The organism is Telmatospirillum siberiense (genome assembly GCF_002845745.1).
Taxonomy (GTDB): domain Bacteria; phylum Pseudomonadota; class Alphaproteobacteria; order Rhodospirillales; family Magnetospirillaceae; genus Telmatospirillum; species Telmatospirillum siberiense.
This window is the reverse complement of record NZ_PIUM01000005.1, coordinates 53,847-70,769: the sequence shown is the minus strand read 5'-3', so window position 1 is coordinate 70,769 and position 16,923 is coordinate 53,847. Positions and strand designations below refer to the sequence as shown.

Below are 16,923 nucleotides of genomic sequence, written 5' to 3'. Positions count from 1 at the left end.
GAACCACCATGTCGCTCAGACGACTACGCAAAGCCAAGATCATCGCCACCCTCGGGCCGGCCAGTTCGACACCGGAAGCCATCGAGGGGCTGTTTACCGCCGGCGCGGACGTCTTCCGCTTCAATTTCAGCCATGGCACCCACGCCGATCATCAGGCGCGCTACGACATCGTGCGCGCCGTCGAGAAGAAGGTCGGCCGCCCGATCGGCGTCCTCGCCGATTTGCAGGGCCCCAAGCTGCGGGTCGGCAAGTTCGAAAGCAACAAGATCCATCTGGAGACCGGCGCCAGCTTCCGTCTCGACCTCGACGATTCGCCGGGCAACGCCAAGCGCGCCCCGCTGCTGCATCCGGAAGTGTTCGCCGCGCTGACCAACGATACCGATCTTCTCCTCGATGACGGCAAGCTGCGCCTGCGGGTGGTCAAGCATGGCCCCGATTTCGCCGAAACCAAGGTGATCACCGGCGGCGAGCTCTCCAACCACAAGGGGCTCAACGTTCCCAACGTCGTCCTGCCGATCTCGCCCCTGACCGCCAAGGACATCACCGACATGGAGTTCGCCCTGGACATGGGCGCGGACTGGATCGCGCTCTCCTTCGTGCAGCGGCCGGAAGATGTGGAACAGGCCCGCAAGCTCGTCTCGGCGCGAGTCGGAAACCGGGTGCGCATCCTTTCGAAATTGGAAAAGCCCTCGGCCATCGAATATCTGGAAGAGGTCATCGCCCTGTCCGACGCCGTCATGGTGGCGCGCGGCGATCTGGGTGTCGAATGTCCGCCCGAGACCGTGCCGATTCTGCAAAAGCGCATCGTCCGCTGCTGCCGCCGGGTCGGCAAGCCGGTGGTGGTCGCCACCCAGATGCTCGATTCCATGGTTCACGCCCCCGCCCCCACCCGCGCCGAGGCCTCCGACGTCGCCACGGCCGTCTATGACGGGGCCGATTGCCTGATGCTGTCGGCCGAATCGGCCAGCGGCGACTATCCCATCGAATCGGTGGTGATGATGGATCGCATCATCACGCAGGTCGAGCAGGACGAGCAATATCGCGTCAATCTCGACGCCTCGCGCCAGGACCCCGAGAACACCACCAACGACGCGATCAGCGCCGCCGCCCGCCAGGTTGCCCATACCATCGCGGCGCCGGCCATCGTCACCTACACCACCTCGGGCATGACCACCCTGCGGGTGGCTCGCGAACGCCCCGACCAGCCGATCATCAGCATCACGCCGGATATCGAAGTGGCCCGCCAGCAGGCGATCGTCTGGGGAGCGCACAGCGTGGTGACCGCCCGTCCGCGCGGCTTCTCCGAGATCGTCACCAAGGCCGAAGGCATCGCCCAGCGGGAAGGCTTCGCCGAACCGGGTGATCGCATCGTCATCACCGCCGGCGAACCTTTCGGCTGCGCTGGCAATACCAACATTCTGCGCGTCGCCGACATCGTCGACAGCAAGGCCTGAAGACGTTTCCGTCCTTGATTTACCCTCCGGCGCTTTTCTCGAAGCGCCGGAGGAAACGACGGAATAATTCTCTATTTTTGCTTAATCAGATCTAAATAATATATTTTACGGATAAGTTTTCTCCGCCGATAATCCCGTCTTCGTTTCGGCCGCGCCCGTCAGGCGCCGCCTCGGACCGACAACCCCGAACCGGAAGGAATGGGAGGCATGTCCTTAGAAGACGATCTGCGCATCGTCGCGCTCCAGGAACAACGTCTGCTCTTCGACCGCTTCGGCCCCGCCGAAGCCTGGGATCTGGGCCGCCGCCTCAAGGAAGCGGCCGAATCCCGCCGCGCCACCCTGGCGATCGATATTTCGACCCAGATGCAGCAGCTTTTCCATTTCGCCATGCCGGGCGCCGCCCCCAACAACGCCGACTGGATCCGGCGCAAGCGCAATACCGTCTTGCGGTTCTTTCGCAGTTCCTACGGCGTCGGCCTGCAGATGCAACAGCGCCAGACCACCTTGCAGGCCGCCTATGCCCTTGAAATGACCGATTACGCCGATCACGGGGGAAGCTTTCCCCTCGTCGTCAAAGGCATGGGCTGCATCGGCGCGGTCACCGTTTCCGGTCTGCCGCAGCGCGAGGATCACGGCCTGGTGGTGGAGGTTCTCGCCGACATGCTGGGCCAGGACAGGGACGGCATCACGCTTGCGCCTTAAGGCTTCTCCCGTTGCCTCCGGTTCTCCGATGGCATGAACGGAAACTCCGGATATTTTGAACCACCAAGGCACCAAGGCGTCTTTCGGACCATCCGGTGGCGGCCAATCCGCGCCGCAGGCATTCGGCCGACAGCCGATGACAGGACGGGAAAATGCCAGTGGCACACTCCGCCACCTTGGTATCTTGGTGCCTTGGTGCCTTGGTGGTTCATCAAAAGCCGGAGCGCACCGGAACGATCAAGAGGACGAAGTACATCCGGCCAATCCCACAGGCCTCAGGGCTTGGTGTCCGTTGATTCGATAATTTATCAACAGGCCCTTAAGGAGAACCCCATGAAGAACGCACGTCTTCGTCTTGGCATCGTCGGCCTGGGTATGGCCTCGCAGCCGCATGCCCTGGCGCTCGCCGAACTGACCGAGCGCATCGACGTTGCCGGAGCCTTCAGTCCGTCGCCCGAGCGCCGCGCCGCCTTCGCCGAAAAAACCGGATTTCCGGTGGTGGACACCCTGGAGGAGCTCCTGGCCGACGCCACCGTTCAGGCCATCCTGCTGCTCACCCCGCCCACCACCCATCTCGATCTGGTGGAGCGATGCGCCGCCGCCGGCAAGCATGTGCTGATGGAAAAACCCATCGAGGTCAGCCTCGCCCGGTCCGTCGCCCTGGTCGAACGGATGGAAAAGGCCGGCTTGCGGCTGGGCATCGTCTTCCAGCATCGCTTCCGCCCCGTCGTCCGGCGGCTGCGCGCCGCCCTGGCCGAGGGCGCGATCGGCGAGACCATCGCCGCTTCGGCGGAAATCCGCTGGTGGCGGCCGCCGGCCTATTACGCCCAGCCCGGACGCGGCATGAAGGCGCGCGACGGCGGCGGCGTTCTCATCACCCAGGCCATCCACAGTCTCGACGTTTTCTGCACCCTGACCGGCATTCCCGTCGTCGTCGGCTGCTTCGCCCGCACCAGCCCGATGCGCCATATCGATACCGAGGATACCGCCGCCGGCATGCTGCGGTTCGCCAATGGCGCCATCGGCACCATCGGCGCCACCACCGCCGCCTATCCCGGCTTTCCGGAACGAATCGAGCTGTCGGGAACCCTGGGCACCGCGACCCTGGAGGGGAACAGCCTTCGTCTTCTCTACCACGACGGCCGCCAGGACGTCATGGAAGGCGACGGTCCGACCGGTGGCGGCGCCGATCCCATGGCCTTCGATCACGGGCCGCATAAGGCCCTGATCGCCGATTTCGCCGCCGCGATCATCGAAGGGCGCGACCCCGACGCCAGTGGGCGATCGGCCTTGGCTGTGCACCGCCTGATCGACGCGCTGCTGCGCTCGTCCACCGAGGGCCGCCTGGTCCAGGTGGAAGGGGATTAAGACCAAATCCCGGTAATCGGAACCGATCACCGAGCAGTCAATGGCCCAGACCAAGTCTCGATGTCTAGCTAGAGCGGTTTGCGATCGTATTGAATCGTCGTTTTTTCCGTCACCCCCGGACTTGATCCACGGCTGTCCGGCACAGTTTGTGCGTCGCCTGTATCCGAGTGGTGAGCACACCCAAAAACCGTCATTGCCGGACTTGATCCGGCAATCCATGGTTGTACGGACCGACCGACGTCATTGGAAGCGGCACGTGGATGCCCGGATCAAGTCCGGGCATGACGACTTATAGTTGAACAGAAGCGTATAAATTTTCCCGAATATCGAGGGCAAAAGCCGTGCCGGACAGCCGTGGGTCAAGCCCGGCAATGACGAAAGGGTAAGTGACCCAACCTGGTCGCAAATCGCTCTAATCGGCCCCTTCCACGCCCGCGTCACTCCTGCGCCGGGGGCAACAGGGCGAGAAAGGCGCTGGCGGCGGCGCTCACCGGCTCATTGCGGCCGGCGTAGATGACGGCCATTTCCCAGCAGATCTCCGGTGGCGCCAGGCGGGCCAGCGCCAGACCTCCCGGAGCGTTGGAAAGGCTTTCCTGCGCCGATACCATCCGCTCGGGAAGCAGGGCGATTCCCAGACCGAAGGAGACCAGATCGAGCAGGCTCCGCATGTCGTTGACCTCGAAGGCGACGTGGCGCTCAACCTTGGCCTCGGCGAAGGCGTGATCGACCAGGGGACGGGTTCCCCACTCGGGTTGAAAATCGACGAAGGTGCTCTCGGCCAGGGAGGCCAGCGTCAGATCGTCCTTTCCGGCCAGGGGATGAGCCGGCGCGCAGGCGACGACCAGCGCTTCGCAGACATAGAGCTCACTGCTGACCCCGTCGAGGGATCCTCCGAACATCGGTACGAAGGCGACATCGAGACGGCCGTCACGCACCTTCGTGCAAAGGGCGGGAGAAGCCCCCTGGCAAAGCCGGATCTCGACGCCCGGATAATCGGCGTGGAAGCGCGACAACAAGGCGGGCAGATCGACGAAAGGAGATAGCGTCTGCGCCATGCCGATGGTCAGGCGGCCCCGCTGCAGGCCCTGGATGGCGAACACCGCCTCCTTCGCCTTGCGGGCGGCGCTCAAGACCCGTTGCGCCTCCAGAAACAGCACGCGGCCGGCGGCGGTAAGATCGACCCGCCGGGTACTGCGCAGGAACAGATCGGCGCCCAGTTCCTCCTCCAGGGTTCGGATCGATGTCGACAAGCCCGATTGAACGATGTTCAGGCGCCGCGCCGCGCGGGTGAAGTGCTGCTCTTCGGCAACCGTGACGAAATGTTCCAATTGCCGCAGATCCATGATCGCCGCCCCAAATATTCACTAAAATTGATGAATATTATTATAATATGTTATTTGACAGATCAATCCCCGCGTCTCACCCTTAAGCACCCTCTGTTCCGCTTCCGGCGGGCGAGAGGCGCCGCCCGGGCTTCCAGGGGCCCGGCCCACCAACCGGAGGAACCAAATGACGACAACAGCCCTGCCGACCCGCCAATTGGGCAGCACCGACATGCACATCACCCGCGTCGGATTCGGCGCCTGGGCCATCGGGGGAGCCGACTGGGCCTATGGCTGGGGTCGCCAGGAGGATGGCCAGTCCGTCGCCGCCATTCGCCATGCGCTGGAACGCGGCGTCAATTGGATCGACACCGCCGCCGTCTACGGGCTGGGCCATTCGGAGGAGATCGTCGCCGCCGCGCTGAAGGACCTGCCTTCCGACCGGCGCCCTTACGTTTTCACCAAATGCGGCCTGGTCTGGAACGAGACCGATCGTTCGGCACCGCCACGAAGGATCGGAGCCGCCGACAGCCTGCGCCGGGAAGTGGACAATTCCCTTCGGCGACTGGGTGTCGAGCGGATCGATCTTTATCAAATGCATTGGCCGACCGAAGACGGCACACCGCTCGATGATTACTGGCAGACGCTGCTGGACCTCAAAAAGGCCGGTAAGGTGCGCGCCGTCGGACTGTCCAACCACTCCGCCGCCCAATTGGCCATTGCCGAACGGCTTGGCCACGTCGATACCCTGCAGCCCCCCTTCTCGGCGATCCGCCGCGGCGTTGCCGCCGCCGAATTGCCCTGGTGCGCCGAACATCGGACCGGGGTGATCGTCTATTCGCCCATGCAGTCGGGCCTATTGACCGGCAGCTTCACCAAAGAGCGGGCCAAGGGCCTTCCCGCCGACGACTGGCGTTCGCGCAATCCGGAATTCACCGGCGAAAACCTGACCCGCAACCTCGCGCTGGTCGACGCCTTGCGCCCCATCGCCGCACGCCACGGCATTTCCGTCGGCGCCTTGGCGGTAAGCTGGACCCTGTCCTGGCCGGGCGTAACCGGAGCGATCGTCGGCGCGCGCAGTCCCGAACAAGTGGACGGCTGGCTGGCCGCCGCCAAGGTCACGCTGACGACCGCCGATCTGGAAGACATTTCCTGCGCCCTGCAAAGGACCGGCGCGGGTAGCGGCCCCGTGCTCCCTCCGTCCTGAGGGGGCCACGCGTTTCTCGACAGTAACAGTCTGTTTCAAAAAGTAATTGATAATGATTATCAATTACACTAGAAGGGGCGCTTCCTTCCCTTGGGGATTCCTGACGCACCATGACCAATTCGGCGCCGGCTCCGGAAACCAAACCCGCCCTCCCGCCGGCGGCGCCTCCGGTCCTTTCCAGCCTGGATCTGTTGGCCGGCCACCGGGAAATCATCATCCAACATGGTACGGAATTTTACCGGTTGCGGCTGACCAATAACAACAAACTCATCTTGTTCAAATAAACTGGGGCAATCGGTAAATAGACGTTGAACCCAGCAAGAGCCGAGCGTAAGCATTTCCGGTGGAGTTTTTACACCCCTCTCCCCTTTGAACAATTCATCCTTATCGCCTCCCGGATTCCGAGCGACATGCGTTTTTTTGATCTTCTTGGCCTGCTGCTCGTCCAGGTGCTATGGGGATTCCACTGGGCCGTCCTGAAATTCGGCCTCAAGGAATTCCCCACCCTCCTGCTCATGGGAATGCGCTTCGCCATCGTCGCCGCCCTGCTTTGCCCGTTTTTCCGGATATCACGCAAGCAGCTTCTTCCCGTTTTCGGCCTTTCCCTCACCTTCGGCACGCTGAACTTCGGCTTGATGTATGCCGGCGTCGCCCACCTCGACGCCAGTACCGCCGCGATCATCGGCCAGGCGCAGGTTCCCTTCGCCGCCATCCTGGCCGCCTATTTCTACAACGACCGCTTCGGTTGGCGGCGTCTCGCCGGGCTGGCCCTGTCTTTTCTCGGCATCATTCTGATCGTCGGCGAGCCGCGCATCGGCGGCAACTTCATCTGGGTGGCCTGCATCCTCGGTTCGGCGCTGGCGGCCGCCTTCGGCAATATCCAGATCAAGGCCCTGGGCCCCATCAACAGCTTCGCCCTCTCGGGCTGGATCGCCCTGTTCACCGCGCCGCAGATGCTGCTGGCCTCCTTCTGTCTGGAAAGCGGGCAATGGCAAGCCCTGGCCAATTCCACCTGGCGAGGGTGGAGTTCGCTCTGTTACACGGTCCTCGTCGTTTCCATCGGGACCTATTATTTGTGGTACCCCCTGATCCGCCGCTATCCCGTTAATCAGGTCATGCCGTTCACCCTGCTGGTGCCGGTCTTCGGCGTCGTTTCCGGCATCCTGATGCTGGGAGAGACATTGAACCTGCGGACGCTGCTGGGCAGCGTCGCAACCATCGCCGGCGTCGCAACCATCGTTCTGCGCCGGCCCGATGCCGGAAAACCATCACCCTCCGCTCGGACTTAACCGTTACGGATCTGACCGAGAAAACGGTTCACTTCCGTTCCCAGCGCTTCCGTGTCGGCCGACAGACGGGCCGCGGCGGTCCTTAAGGTGACCGCCGTCGTCTCGTTGGCGTGCGTGCTGTGATTGACCGTGTCCATTCCGCTATGCACGGCCGAAATCAGTTCGGCCATTTCCGTCATGCTGCGCGCGATCTCCTGGGTGGCGGCGGACTGCTGTTCCAATGAACCGGATGCCGACATATTGAGTTCGTTGACATGCTCGACCGCTTTCAGGATGGTTTCGATCGATTGCACCGAATCGCCGGTGGCGATCTGGATGGCCCCGACCTGGCGCTCGATTTCCTCGGTGGCCGACGCCGTTTGATTGGCGAGGTTGTTCACCTCGCCGGCGACGATGACGAAGCCTTTCCCCGCCTCTCCGGCCCGGGCCGCCTCGATGGTGGCGTTCAGCGCCAGGAGATGGGTCTTGGCGGCGATTCCGCGGATCAACTGGACGATGTCGCCGATTTTCTCGGCGGCCTCCTTCAAGCGGCCGACCTTATGCTGCGCGGTGCCGGCCTCGTCCCGGGCACTGCCGGAAGCCGAGGTCGATCCGGCGACATGGCGGGCGATCTCCTGGATGCAGGCCGCCATCTCCTGGGCCGCACCGGCCGCGGAATCGACCTTGATCGCCGCCTGATTGGTCGCCCCGGCCACGGAATCGGCTTCGCGGCTGGCCGCCTCGGCATTGCGCGACATGTCGCCCGCCGAGCCATCCAATTGGGCCGCCGCCTCGGCAACCTGCGACAGCAACCGGCCCGCCCCCGATTCCAGCGCGTCGGCCATCGAGAGAAGCGCCTGGCGGCGTTCCCGCTCGGCGGCCTGCCGGGCTTCCTCCTGCTGTTGCTGCAATTGCGCGATCTTGCGGGCGTTGTCGCGGAAAATCGCCAGCGCCTCGGCCATCGAGGCCAATTCGTCCTGGCCTTTCACAGCGACGCGATATTCCAGATCGCCGCCGGAAATCGCCCGCATGGCATCGCGCAGATGCAGGATCCGCCGGACCAGATTGCCGCGCACGTAGAACCAGCCGATCAACGCCGCGGTGGCCAACGCCAGGAAGGCCAGGATGGCCTGTACGCTCATCGCCGCGCGGATCTCGCCGACGGTATTGTCTATCGCCTGCCCGGTGGCCGCCGAACGGGTTTCGGCGAACTGTCCGAGAGCCTTGCTGAGCTGGTCGCCGGCCTGGGTATTGGCGGTCAGCGCGGCGTCGATGTCATGCTGGGCGGCCAGTTCCGCCGCCCGCGCCTCGACGATGCTGTCAGGCGGCGCGGTATATCCCACCAAAGCCTCCATCGAGGCCTCGAAGCCCGAGGTGAACGGCGTCTCGGGCAATCCGCTAGGCTCGCGCAGACGCGGTGTCGCCATGGCGATCTGCGCTTCGACGCCGCGCAAGGTCGCGTCGTCCTGGGCTCCCGCCGCCGCCGTCAGCATGCTGCGCAGATTTTCCGCTTCCGTCCGCAACCGTTGCACGTTGATCAGCCAGGCGACCTCGTTCTTGTCGATATCCTGGAGACGTCGCATGTCGCCGGCCGCCGCCAGGGAACCGATCCGCCCGGCCAGTTGCTCGCGCAGGGCCCGGGCCAGCGGCTCGGCCAGGGAACGGGCGGCGCGACTGGCGCTGTCCATATTCTCGACCAGTTCGTCACGCCGGGTCCGGGCCTCCAGCCGATGGCCGGTGGCCTTGTCCACGGCGGTCAGGCTGGCTTCGAAACGATCGATCAGCGGGCGCAGTTCGCTCGCCACCTCGCTCGCCCCGAGAGCCGGCAGGCGTTCGGACGACAGACTGCGCAGCTTCGTCAGCTGACCGCGCGCCGCCGCCTTGCGTTTGTCGAGATCTCCGGCTTCTTCCGTCTTGGCAAGGGCCCTGGTCTCTTCGATCAGGGCGCTTTTCGCGTCGAGCAGGCTTTGCGCCGCCACCATTTGCGGCAGCGTTCCCGATCCAAATCGCTGAATGGTGCCGGACAACAGGCTATCGGACACCAATGACGTTACCGCGCCAACGACGCTGACCGCCGCCACCGCTAAAAACGCCAACCACAGGCGCACCTGGATCGGCTGGAGAAAAGCAAAACGCACGGTCGCCCCCTTTGGCCTGGCTTAACGCCTGCCTTTATCGAAGTTTTATTTTTGGTATTGGAATTGGTCGGAGCGAAATTCTCTCCTGTACTGTCTAGCATCGGCACTTTGAACCGATGGTAGCGCAAATTCGGGGCTGCTGAGAATAAAAACCCTGGATCCAGGGCTGCCCCTTGCGTCCGACGCGGGAACGGATCCCGGCGTCGGACGGTTTCTTGAAGATCGATGGTTGGATCTGGTTACATGACGGCGCCGATTTGCCACGGTGCGAATTCGTCCGCGCCGACGCCCAATTCCTCGCTTTTCGTCTGCCGTCCCGAAGCCGTGGCCAGAATCGCCTCGAAAATGGCGCGGCCGCTCTCCTCGATGGAGGCTTCGCCCGTCGCGATCGGACCGCAATTGATGTCCATATCGTCGCGCATACGATTATAGAGCGGCGTGTTGGTGGCCAGCTTGAGGCTGGGAGCCGGCTTACAACCGTAAACCGATCCGCGTCCGGTGGTGAAGCAGATGATATTGGCGCCGCTGGCCACCTGACCGGTGGCCGACACCGGGTCGTAGCCGGGGCTGTCCATGAACACCAGGCCATGGGCGGGAATCGGCTCGGCGTATTTCACCACCTCCACCAGATTGGTGGTGCCGGCCTTGGCCACGGCGCCCAGGGATTTTTCAAGAATGGTGGTAAGGCCGCCCTTCTTGTTGCCCGGCGAGGGATTGTTGTTCATCTCATCACCGGTGCGCGCCGTATAGGCTTCCCACCATTTGATCCGCTCGACCAGCTTGGCGGCGATGTCCGGGCTGACGGCGCGGCGCGCCAGCAGATGCTCGGCCCCGTAGATTTCCGGGGTTTCGCTCAGGATGGCGGTCCCGCCGTTCCTGACCAGAAGATCGACCGCGGCGCCCAGCGCGGGGTTCGCGGTGATGCCCGAATAGCCGTCCGAACCGCCGCATTGCAGCCCGACGGTGATATGGCTGGCCGAAACGGTCTGGCGACGCACGTCGTTGACCTTCGGCAGGATCGCCTTGATCTTCGCCACGGCCGCCTCGACGGTGGCCTTGGTGCCGCCCATGTCCTGAATGATCAGCGGCTGCAGGAACTCACCGACCTCCAGATGTTCGACTTCCGCCAGGCGGGAGAACTGGTTGTTTTCGCAACCCAGGCCGAGTACGACGACGGCGGCGAAATTGGGGTGCCGCGCATAGCCGCCGATGGTACGGCGCAGAATGTCCATGCCGTCGCCTTCCTGGATGCCGCCACAACCCAGACCGTGGGTCAGCGCAACCACGCCGTCGACATTGGGATAGTCGGCCAGGGCGGAACCGCGGAACTGCTCAACGACCAGCCGGGCGGCGGTGGCCGAACAGTTCACCGTGGTCAGCACGCCGATATAGTTGCGGGTCGCCACGCGGCCGTCGGACCGAACGATCCCCTGGAACGTCGCCCGCTCGGCTTCCGGCAGCAGGGCCGTCGGCTTGGCGTCGGATCCCACCTCGAAGGCGCGGTCGAAAGTCTCACCCATGCCCATGTTATGCACGTGCACATGCTCGCCGGGAGCGATGGCCTGGGTGGCGAAACCGATGATCTGATCGAACTTGCGCACCGGCTGTCCGGCGGCGATGGCCTGGACGGCGACCTTGTGGCCGATCGGGATGGAATCCTTGCAGGTGACGTCGGTTCCGGGAAGCACGGTCCCCGGTGACAGATCCTCGATCGCGACGACCACGCTGTCATTGGGATGCAGCCGAATGAAAAGTGACGCCATCTAAACCTGTCCTTTGCTGGTCGAAAATTCACTGAATGCGCGGAATCCGCGCCGTTTCCATAGAATGGGTCATGGGATTGCCCTGGTCAAGTGGTCAGACCAATATGACGCAGCGGCAATCGATACAATAGAAATTTTGTAACCGGGCGAACCCGGCGCCTTCCATCGAAGGCGAAAAGATCTCCGGCCGGCGCGGCCCGAAGGCGGCCGGCCGGAGACTTTGGATCAGCGGATCACGCGGGCGCCCTTGCCCTTCATGATCGCTTCCACTTCCTTGACGTTGACCATCGAGGTGTCGCCCGGCGTGGTCATGGCCAATGCGCCATGCGCCGCGCCATATTCGACGGCGGCCTGCGGACCCTTGCCTTCGAGGAAGCCGTAAGCCAGACCGGAGGCGAACCCGTCGCCACCGCCGACGCGGTCATAGATCTCGAGGTTCTCGCGCATCGGCGCCTCGTAGAACTGGCCGCCGGCATAGATCACCGCGCCCCAGTCGTTGACGCTTGCCGTCTTGGCGTTCCGAAGGGTCGTCGCCGCCACCTTGAAGTTCGGGAACTCGGTGACCGCCTTGGCGATCATCTTCTTGAAGTTGGCGGGATCGATCTTCGAAATATGCTCGTCGAGACCTTCGACCTCGAAGCCGAGGCAGGCGGTGAAGTCTTCCTCGTTGCCGATCATCACGTCGACATGCTTGGCGATGGTGCGGTTGACCTTCTGCGCCCCTTCCTTGCCGCCCTGGCTCTTCCACAGGGAGGCGCGGTAGTTCAGGTCGTAGGAAACGATGGTGCCGTATTTGTGGGCGACCTCGACCGCCTCGATCACCGCCTCGGCGGTGTTGGTGGCGAGAGCGGCGAAGATGCCCCCGGTGTGGAACCAGCGGACGCCTTCCTCACCGAACAGCTTTTCCCAGTTCACTTCGCCGGGCTTGATCTGCGAGGCGGCGGAATGGCCACGGTCGGAGCAGCCGAGCGCGGCACGGACGCCGAAGCCCTTTTCGGTGAAGTTGAGGCCGACGCGGGTGTTCCGCCCCAGGCCGTCGAAGTCGCGCCAAATCAGATGCGAGGTATCGACGCCGCCCTGCCAGATCAGGTCCTGGACCAGCCAGCCCAGATCGTTCTGCGGAAGCGCGGTGACCACGGTGGAGCGCTTGCCCCAGCATTTGCGCATGGCGCGCGCGACGTTGTATTCGCCGCCGCCTTCCCAGACCTGGAAGCTGCGGGCATTGCGCACGCGGCCGAAGCCGGGGTCGAAGCGGAGCATCACCTCGCCGAAGGAGGCGCAATCCCACTTGGTCTCCGCCGCGGAACGGATTTTCAGAATATCGTCAGCCATTTACTTCCCCCGAATGGTACGGATGAGCGCGATGGTCTCGCGCACCTTCTTCTCGATGCCGGCATAATCCTGGGCGTCGAGCAGTTGCTTGGTGACCAGGTTGCTGCCCATGCCGACGCACACGACACCGGCCTTGAACCATTTGGTGAGGGATTCCTCGGTGCAGTCGACACCGCCCGTCGGCATGATACGGGTCCAGGGGCAGGGGCCGAGCACCGACTTCACGAAGTCCGGGCCACCCACCGAGCTGCCGGGGAACACCTTGACGATTTCGCAGCCGAGCTCTTCCGCGTAATTGATCTCGGAGGCCGAACCGCAGCCCGGGCTGTAGGCGATCTTGCGGCGGTTACAGACCTTGGCGACGTCCGCGTTCAGCAGCGGGCCAACGACGAACTTGGCGCCGTTGGCGATGTAGATGCCCGCGGTGGGCGCATCGACGATGGAGCCGACGCCCATGATCACGGATGGGTCCGCCTTGGCGAAATGCCGGGTGACGTCAAGGAAGACGTGGGGGGCGAAATCACCCCGGTTGGTGAATTCGATGCATTTGGCGCCACCGTTGGCGCAGGCCTGGATGACCTTTTTGCAAACCTCGACGTCGGGGTGATAGAACACAGGGATCACACCCTGGTCCATCATCGCAGACAATACCGTCATGCGGTCGACTGCCATTTCCTTAAACTCCTCAATCTTCAATTTTTGGAATCAGCACAGGACCACCCTCCTCCACGCCCGGCCCCGCCCCATAGGCATAACTCCACGCCGCGTCGAAGCCCACCAAAAATGAAGGCCTGACCCGATCAACGGGACGTAAGACCCGCCAAAGCCGCCGATGCCCGCCAGCGGGGAAGGGCAACGCCGATGCGGCCTTGTCACCGCGTCGGACGACGCGCCCTTTGGAAAATAGCGCCAAGACTTCTCTGCTCCTCGGTCGGACGACGCGCACGGCGTCTGGACAAGCCGCCACGAGACGGTCATCAAGCGACATCTTGACATCCGACAGGAAACGTTAAATGGTCAAGTGGTCCGACCAATTGGTGTCACAGCATTTTGGCTCTGTCAACCACCACGGGCCCGATGCCGCCAGGCCGTCGATAAAAGTCGATAAAACAGGCATCGGACGACCTCGTGTTGGTGATGTTTCCAGGCTTTGATAAGGTCGGCGGCAGGGTCGCACACGCATTTGGCCGAGGTAAGGAACAGATGACCACCGGAATAGAATTGACTCCAGCGGCGCCCGCTCCCGTCAGCACCGCGCCGGATCGGCCGCGCCGAATCGTCTCCATCGGCGAATGCATGATCGAGATGGCCGATCGCGGCAGCGGCACCATGACGATGGCTTATGCCGGCGACACATTGAATACCGCCGTCTATCTGGCGCGTCTCAACGGACCGGCCCTGGCGGTCGACTATGTGACGGCGCTGGGCGATGATCCCTATAGCGACGCCATGCTGGCCTTCTGGCGCCAGGAGGGTATCGGCACCGACTGGGTGGCCCGCCTTCCCGGCCAGTTGCCCGGCCTCTATCTCATCCGCACCGATGAGCGGGGCGAACGCAGCTTTTATTACTACCGGTCGGCGGCCCCGGCCCGCTCCCTCTTCGATCTGCCGGAAACCGTCGATCTTCTCGACCATCTGGCCGACGCCGACATGGTGCATTTCTCCGGCATCACCCTGTCGATCCTGTCCTATCCCGCCCGTGACCGCTTGGCTGAAGCCCTTGAGAAATTGCGCCGGGGCGGCACCCGCATCGTCTTCGACGGAAACTACCGCCCCTCCCTGTGGCCATCGGCCGACGTCGCCCGCCGGGTGGTTTCGCGCTTCCTGGCCTTCGTCGACCTGGCCCTGCCCTCCGCCGACGACGAGGAATTGCTGTTCGGCGACAAAAGCTGCGAGGCGGTCGCCAACCGCATGCACGGCCTGGGTGTCGAAGAGGTGCTGGTCAAGCATGGCGCCGAAGGCTGCTATATCTCGCAAGGGGATCTGCGCGTTCACGTGCCGGTCGGCGAACAGGTCACGCCCGTCGACACCACCGGCGCGGGCGACAGCTTCAACGCCGGCTATCTGAGCGGTCGCCTGGCCGGGCGGACTCCCGAAGAGGCCGCCCGCATCGGCGGACGGCTGGCGGCGACGGTCATCCGCCACCGCGGCGCCATCATCCCCCGCGACGCCATGGGCGATCTGATGGGGTGCCTGGCCTAGAGCCTGTCGTCAGCAGTTACCGCACTTCCGGTATTTTGGTTTCGCGATTCAATCAAAAGACGTCGTGCCCGGCCTTGAGCCGGGCATCCACGCCCCCGAACAAGTCACCGTCGTTCGCTCCCACCACGTGGATGGCCGTGTCGAGCACGGCCATGACGGTTTTGGGGCCATCAGCACGACATCCCGCTCACTGACGACAGGCTCTTATACCAAGTCTCGATGAGAATGACTCATCGAGACTTGGTCTGGCCCATTGAGGGCCCGCGCCATCGTTGGCGCGAAGCCAAGGGTTTCGGAGAAACCCGCCCGGCGATTGAGGGCTCGGTGATCGGGTCCGATCACCGAGAGTTGGTATTAAGGGGTCAGGTCGTCTCGTCGTCGCGCATCAGCACGGCCAGCACCTGCTCGAGATGGGCGTGCATGGCGGCGCGGGCGCTGGCCGGATCGCGCTGCATCAGCGCTTCGGCGATCCGTCCGTGGGAGGCCAGGGTGGCGGCCCGGTTCTCCGACAGGCCGGTCCTTTGGCTCAAGACGGAAAAGACCGGAGCGAACTGATTGGTCCACAAGCCTTCGACCAGTGTGGGCAGCACCGTGTTGTGGGTGGCCCGCGCGATCCGCTCGTGGAACTGGCGATCCAGATCCTGTGTCGCCTCTCCGGCCGCCATCTGCCGGGACATTTCCCGATGGATGGTGGCGATTTCCTTCAAGTCCTCGTCCGTCGCCTCTTTCGCCGCCAGGAAGGCCACTTCGCCTTCCAGAAGAACGCGGGCCGAAATGATGTCGAACGGGCTGGGCCCCACATCGTCGAGAATGATCGGCAGGGGGCGCGTCGCCGACGAATGGGCGCGCGCCTTGACATAGGTCCCCGAGCCGGTCCGCACCTCGACCAGACCGGCGATTTCCAACGCGATCATCGCTTCGCGGACCACCGGACGGCTGACCCCGAGCGCCTTCGCCAAATCACGCTCCGGCAACAGGCGATGCCCGACCGGAAATTCCCTGACGCGTATCAGCTCACTGATCTGGTCGGCCACTTGCTGATACAGCCGCTGGGTGTCAACGGGTTGGAATGGCATAAAATTCTACTTTGGTTCTCGGGGGAACGATCCCCTCATAATTACGGGGTCCTGCGCTTGATGTCAATACGGTGACCAGAACAAATAACGAACAAAAAGCGAAGATTAAATGCAATGTCGGATCGCCGACAATGCTGGACAGGGGAAACATTGATATCGCGAAGATTGTACCGAATTACCAACGCCCCCGCTTCAAAATAGATGCGGAGACGACGCTTACGACACTTTCCCCTGCAAGACCAGCTCGTCACCCCGGGGGAACGCCAAATCCCCAGGGGAATGCCAGCCCAATTCATGGGAAATCGCCGCCGCCGTGGCAAGAACCCGTGGCCGCAGCCGGGGCAGGCGCTCCAGCGGCATATAGGGCACGGCGCTGGCCACGCTGATGGCGGCGACGATGGCGCCGCCCGCGTCGCGAACGGGAGCCGCCACGCAGCGGATGCCCACCTCATTCTCCTCGAGATCGAAAGCGGCCCCGGCGGCGGCATAATCCTTCAGGCGAGTCAGATAGTCGTCGAGGGGCGGCACCGTCGCCGGTCCGCTGCCGGCCTGGGCGTGCCATCGCAATCCCGTCTCGTAGAGCCGGCGCCAATCGTCCGCGTCCATATCGAGCATCAGGGCCTTGCCGATGCCGGTGAAGGCGAGCGGCATCCGATAGCCGATGCGGGAACGCATCTGCAGGCCACGGTTGCCCGGCAATTTATCGAGATAGAACACCTCGTCGCCTTCGACCACGCCGAGATGCACGGTATCCTGCGTCTCCTCCGCCAATCCCTCGAGGGCGGGACGGGCGATGGCGGCGAGCGGCAACTGGTCGCGGGCCTGATAGCCCAGCGCGATCAGGCGCGAGCCCAGAACATAGCCCTCTCCGCCGATCTGCTTCAGAAAGCCCTCATGCACCAGGGCGGCGGCCAGCCGGTGGGTGGTGCTGCGCGTGCAGCCGATGGCCGTTCCGATGGCCGGCAGGCTCCGCGCCCCTTTCGCCACCGCGTCGATCACCGCCAACCCCCGCAGCAGAGTCTGCGTTCCCGCTGGCGATTCCGCCGGCACCGTCTTGGTCATTCCAGATTCCCTTCCAGATCCCCCGTCCC

General features: G+C 63.7%; 14 protein-coding genes. 7 read left to right on the top strand and 7 right to left on the bottom strand.

Annotation, left to right across the window (positions count from 1 at the left end):
- Positions 1-8: 8 nt before the first annotated feature.
- The 3 genes from pyk (at position 9) to CWS72_RS06620 (ending at position 3,524) form a co-directional block, all read left to right on the top strand.
- Positions 9-1,454 carry a pyruvate kinase gene (gene pyk, locus CWS72_RS06630; protein ID WP_101249796.1) on the top strand — a complete coding sequence of 482 codons (1,446 nt, stop codon included), beginning with the start codon at positions 9-11 and terminating at the stop codon, positions 1,452-1,454.
- Positions 1,455-1,661: 207 nt separating this feature from the next.
- Positions 1,662-2,156 (top strand): heme-degrading domain-containing protein, encoded by a 495-nt coding sequence (locus tag CWS72_RS06625; RefSeq protein ID WP_101249946.1) that lies wholly within the window; start codon positions 1,662-1,664, stop codon positions 2,154-2,156.
- A gap of 333 nt (positions 2,157-2,489) precedes the next feature.
- Entirely contained in the window at positions 2,490-3,524 is a 1,035-nt protein-coding gene (locus tag CWS72_RS06620; RefSeq protein WP_101249795.1) for a Gfo/Idh/MocA family protein, read from the top strand.
- A 437-nt stretch (positions 3,525-3,961) separates the two neighbouring features.
- Here CWS72_RS06620 and CWS72_RS06615 read toward each other — a convergent pair whose 3' ends face one another.
- Entirely contained in the window at positions 3,962-4,867 is a 906-nt protein-coding gene (locus CWS72_RS06615) for a LysR family transcriptional regulator (protein ID WP_101249794.1), read from the bottom strand.
- Positions 4,868-5,033: 166 nt separating this feature from the next.
- Between CWS72_RS06615 and CWS72_RS06610 the strand changes: the two genes are divergently transcribed.
- The 3 genes from CWS72_RS06610 to CWS72_RS06600 all read left to right on the top strand — a co-directional run bounded on the left by CWS72_RS06610 (position 5,034) and on the right by CWS72_RS06600 (position 7,342).
- Positions 5,034-6,053, top strand: coding sequence for an aldo/keto reductase (locus CWS72_RS06610; RefSeq protein ID WP_199175570.1), 1,020 nt, complete (start codon positions 5,034-5,036; stop codon positions 6,051-6,053).
- A gap of 110 nt (positions 6,054-6,163) precedes the next feature.
- Positions 6,164-6,337 (top strand): hemin uptake protein HemP, encoded by a 174-nt coding sequence (gene hemP / locus CWS72_RS06605; protein WP_101249793.1) that lies wholly within the window; start codon positions 6,164-6,166, stop codon positions 6,335-6,337.
- A 126-nt stretch (positions 6,338-6,463) separates the two neighbouring features.
- On the top strand, positions 6,464-7,342 hold the full coding sequence (locus CWS72_RS06600) for a DMT family transporter (RefSeq protein WP_101249792.1): 879 nt from the start codon (positions 6,464-6,466) through the stop codon (positions 7,340-7,342).
- Here the strand turns inward: CWS72_RS06600 and CWS72_RS06595 are convergent.
- The 4 genes from CWS72_RS06595 to CWS72_RS06580 form a co-directional block, all read right to left on the bottom strand.
- A complete protein-coding gene (locus tag CWS72_RS06595; protein ID WP_146002655.1) occupies positions 7,339-9,459 on the bottom strand; it encodes a methyl-accepting chemotaxis protein in 2,121 nt (706 codons plus the stop codon). The genes CWS72_RS06600 and CWS72_RS06595 overlap by 4 nt on opposite strands.
- Positions 9,460-9,698: 239 nt before the next feature.
- A complete protein-coding gene (locus CWS72_RS06590) occupies positions 9,699-11,222 on the bottom strand; it encodes a UxaA family hydrolase (RefSeq protein ID WP_101249790.1) in 1,524 nt (507 codons plus the stop codon).
- A gap of 225 nt (positions 11,223-11,447) precedes the next feature.
- Positions 11,448-12,554, bottom strand: a complete 1,107-nt coding sequence (locus CWS72_RS06585) for a sugar kinase (protein WP_101249789.1) — start codon at positions 12,552-12,554, stop codon at positions 11,448-11,450.
- Positions 12,555-13,226 carry a bifunctional 4-hydroxy-2-oxoglutarate aldolase/2-dehydro-3-deoxy-phosphogluconate aldolase gene (locus tag CWS72_RS06580; protein WP_101249788.1) on the bottom strand — a complete coding sequence of 224 codons (672 nt, stop codon included), beginning with the start codon at positions 13,224-13,226 and terminating at the stop codon, positions 12,555-12,557.
- A 531-nt stretch (positions 13,227-13,757) separates the two neighbouring features.
- Here CWS72_RS06580 and CWS72_RS06575 point away from each other — a divergent pair.
- Positions 13,758-14,756: a sugar kinase gene (locus CWS72_RS06575; protein ID WP_101249787.1), complete on the top strand. Its 999-nt coding sequence runs from the start codon at positions 13,758-13,760 to the stop codon at positions 14,754-14,756.
- A 362-nt stretch (positions 14,757-15,118) separates the two neighbouring features.
- On the opposite strand, the gene CWS72_RS06570 is transcribed toward CWS72_RS06575, so the two are convergent.
- Together CWS72_RS06570 and CWS72_RS06565 are read right to left on the bottom strand one after the other, a co-directional pair.
- Entirely contained in the window at positions 15,119-15,832 is a 714-nt protein-coding gene (locus CWS72_RS06570; protein ID WP_101249786.1) for a FadR/GntR family transcriptional regulator, read from the bottom strand.
- A gap of 216 nt (positions 15,833-16,048) precedes the next feature.
- A complete protein-coding gene (locus CWS72_RS06565) occupies positions 16,049-16,894 on the bottom strand; it encodes an IclR family transcriptional regulator (protein WP_101249785.1) in 846 nt (281 codons plus the stop codon).
- Positions 16,895-16,923 lie beyond the last annotated feature (29 nt).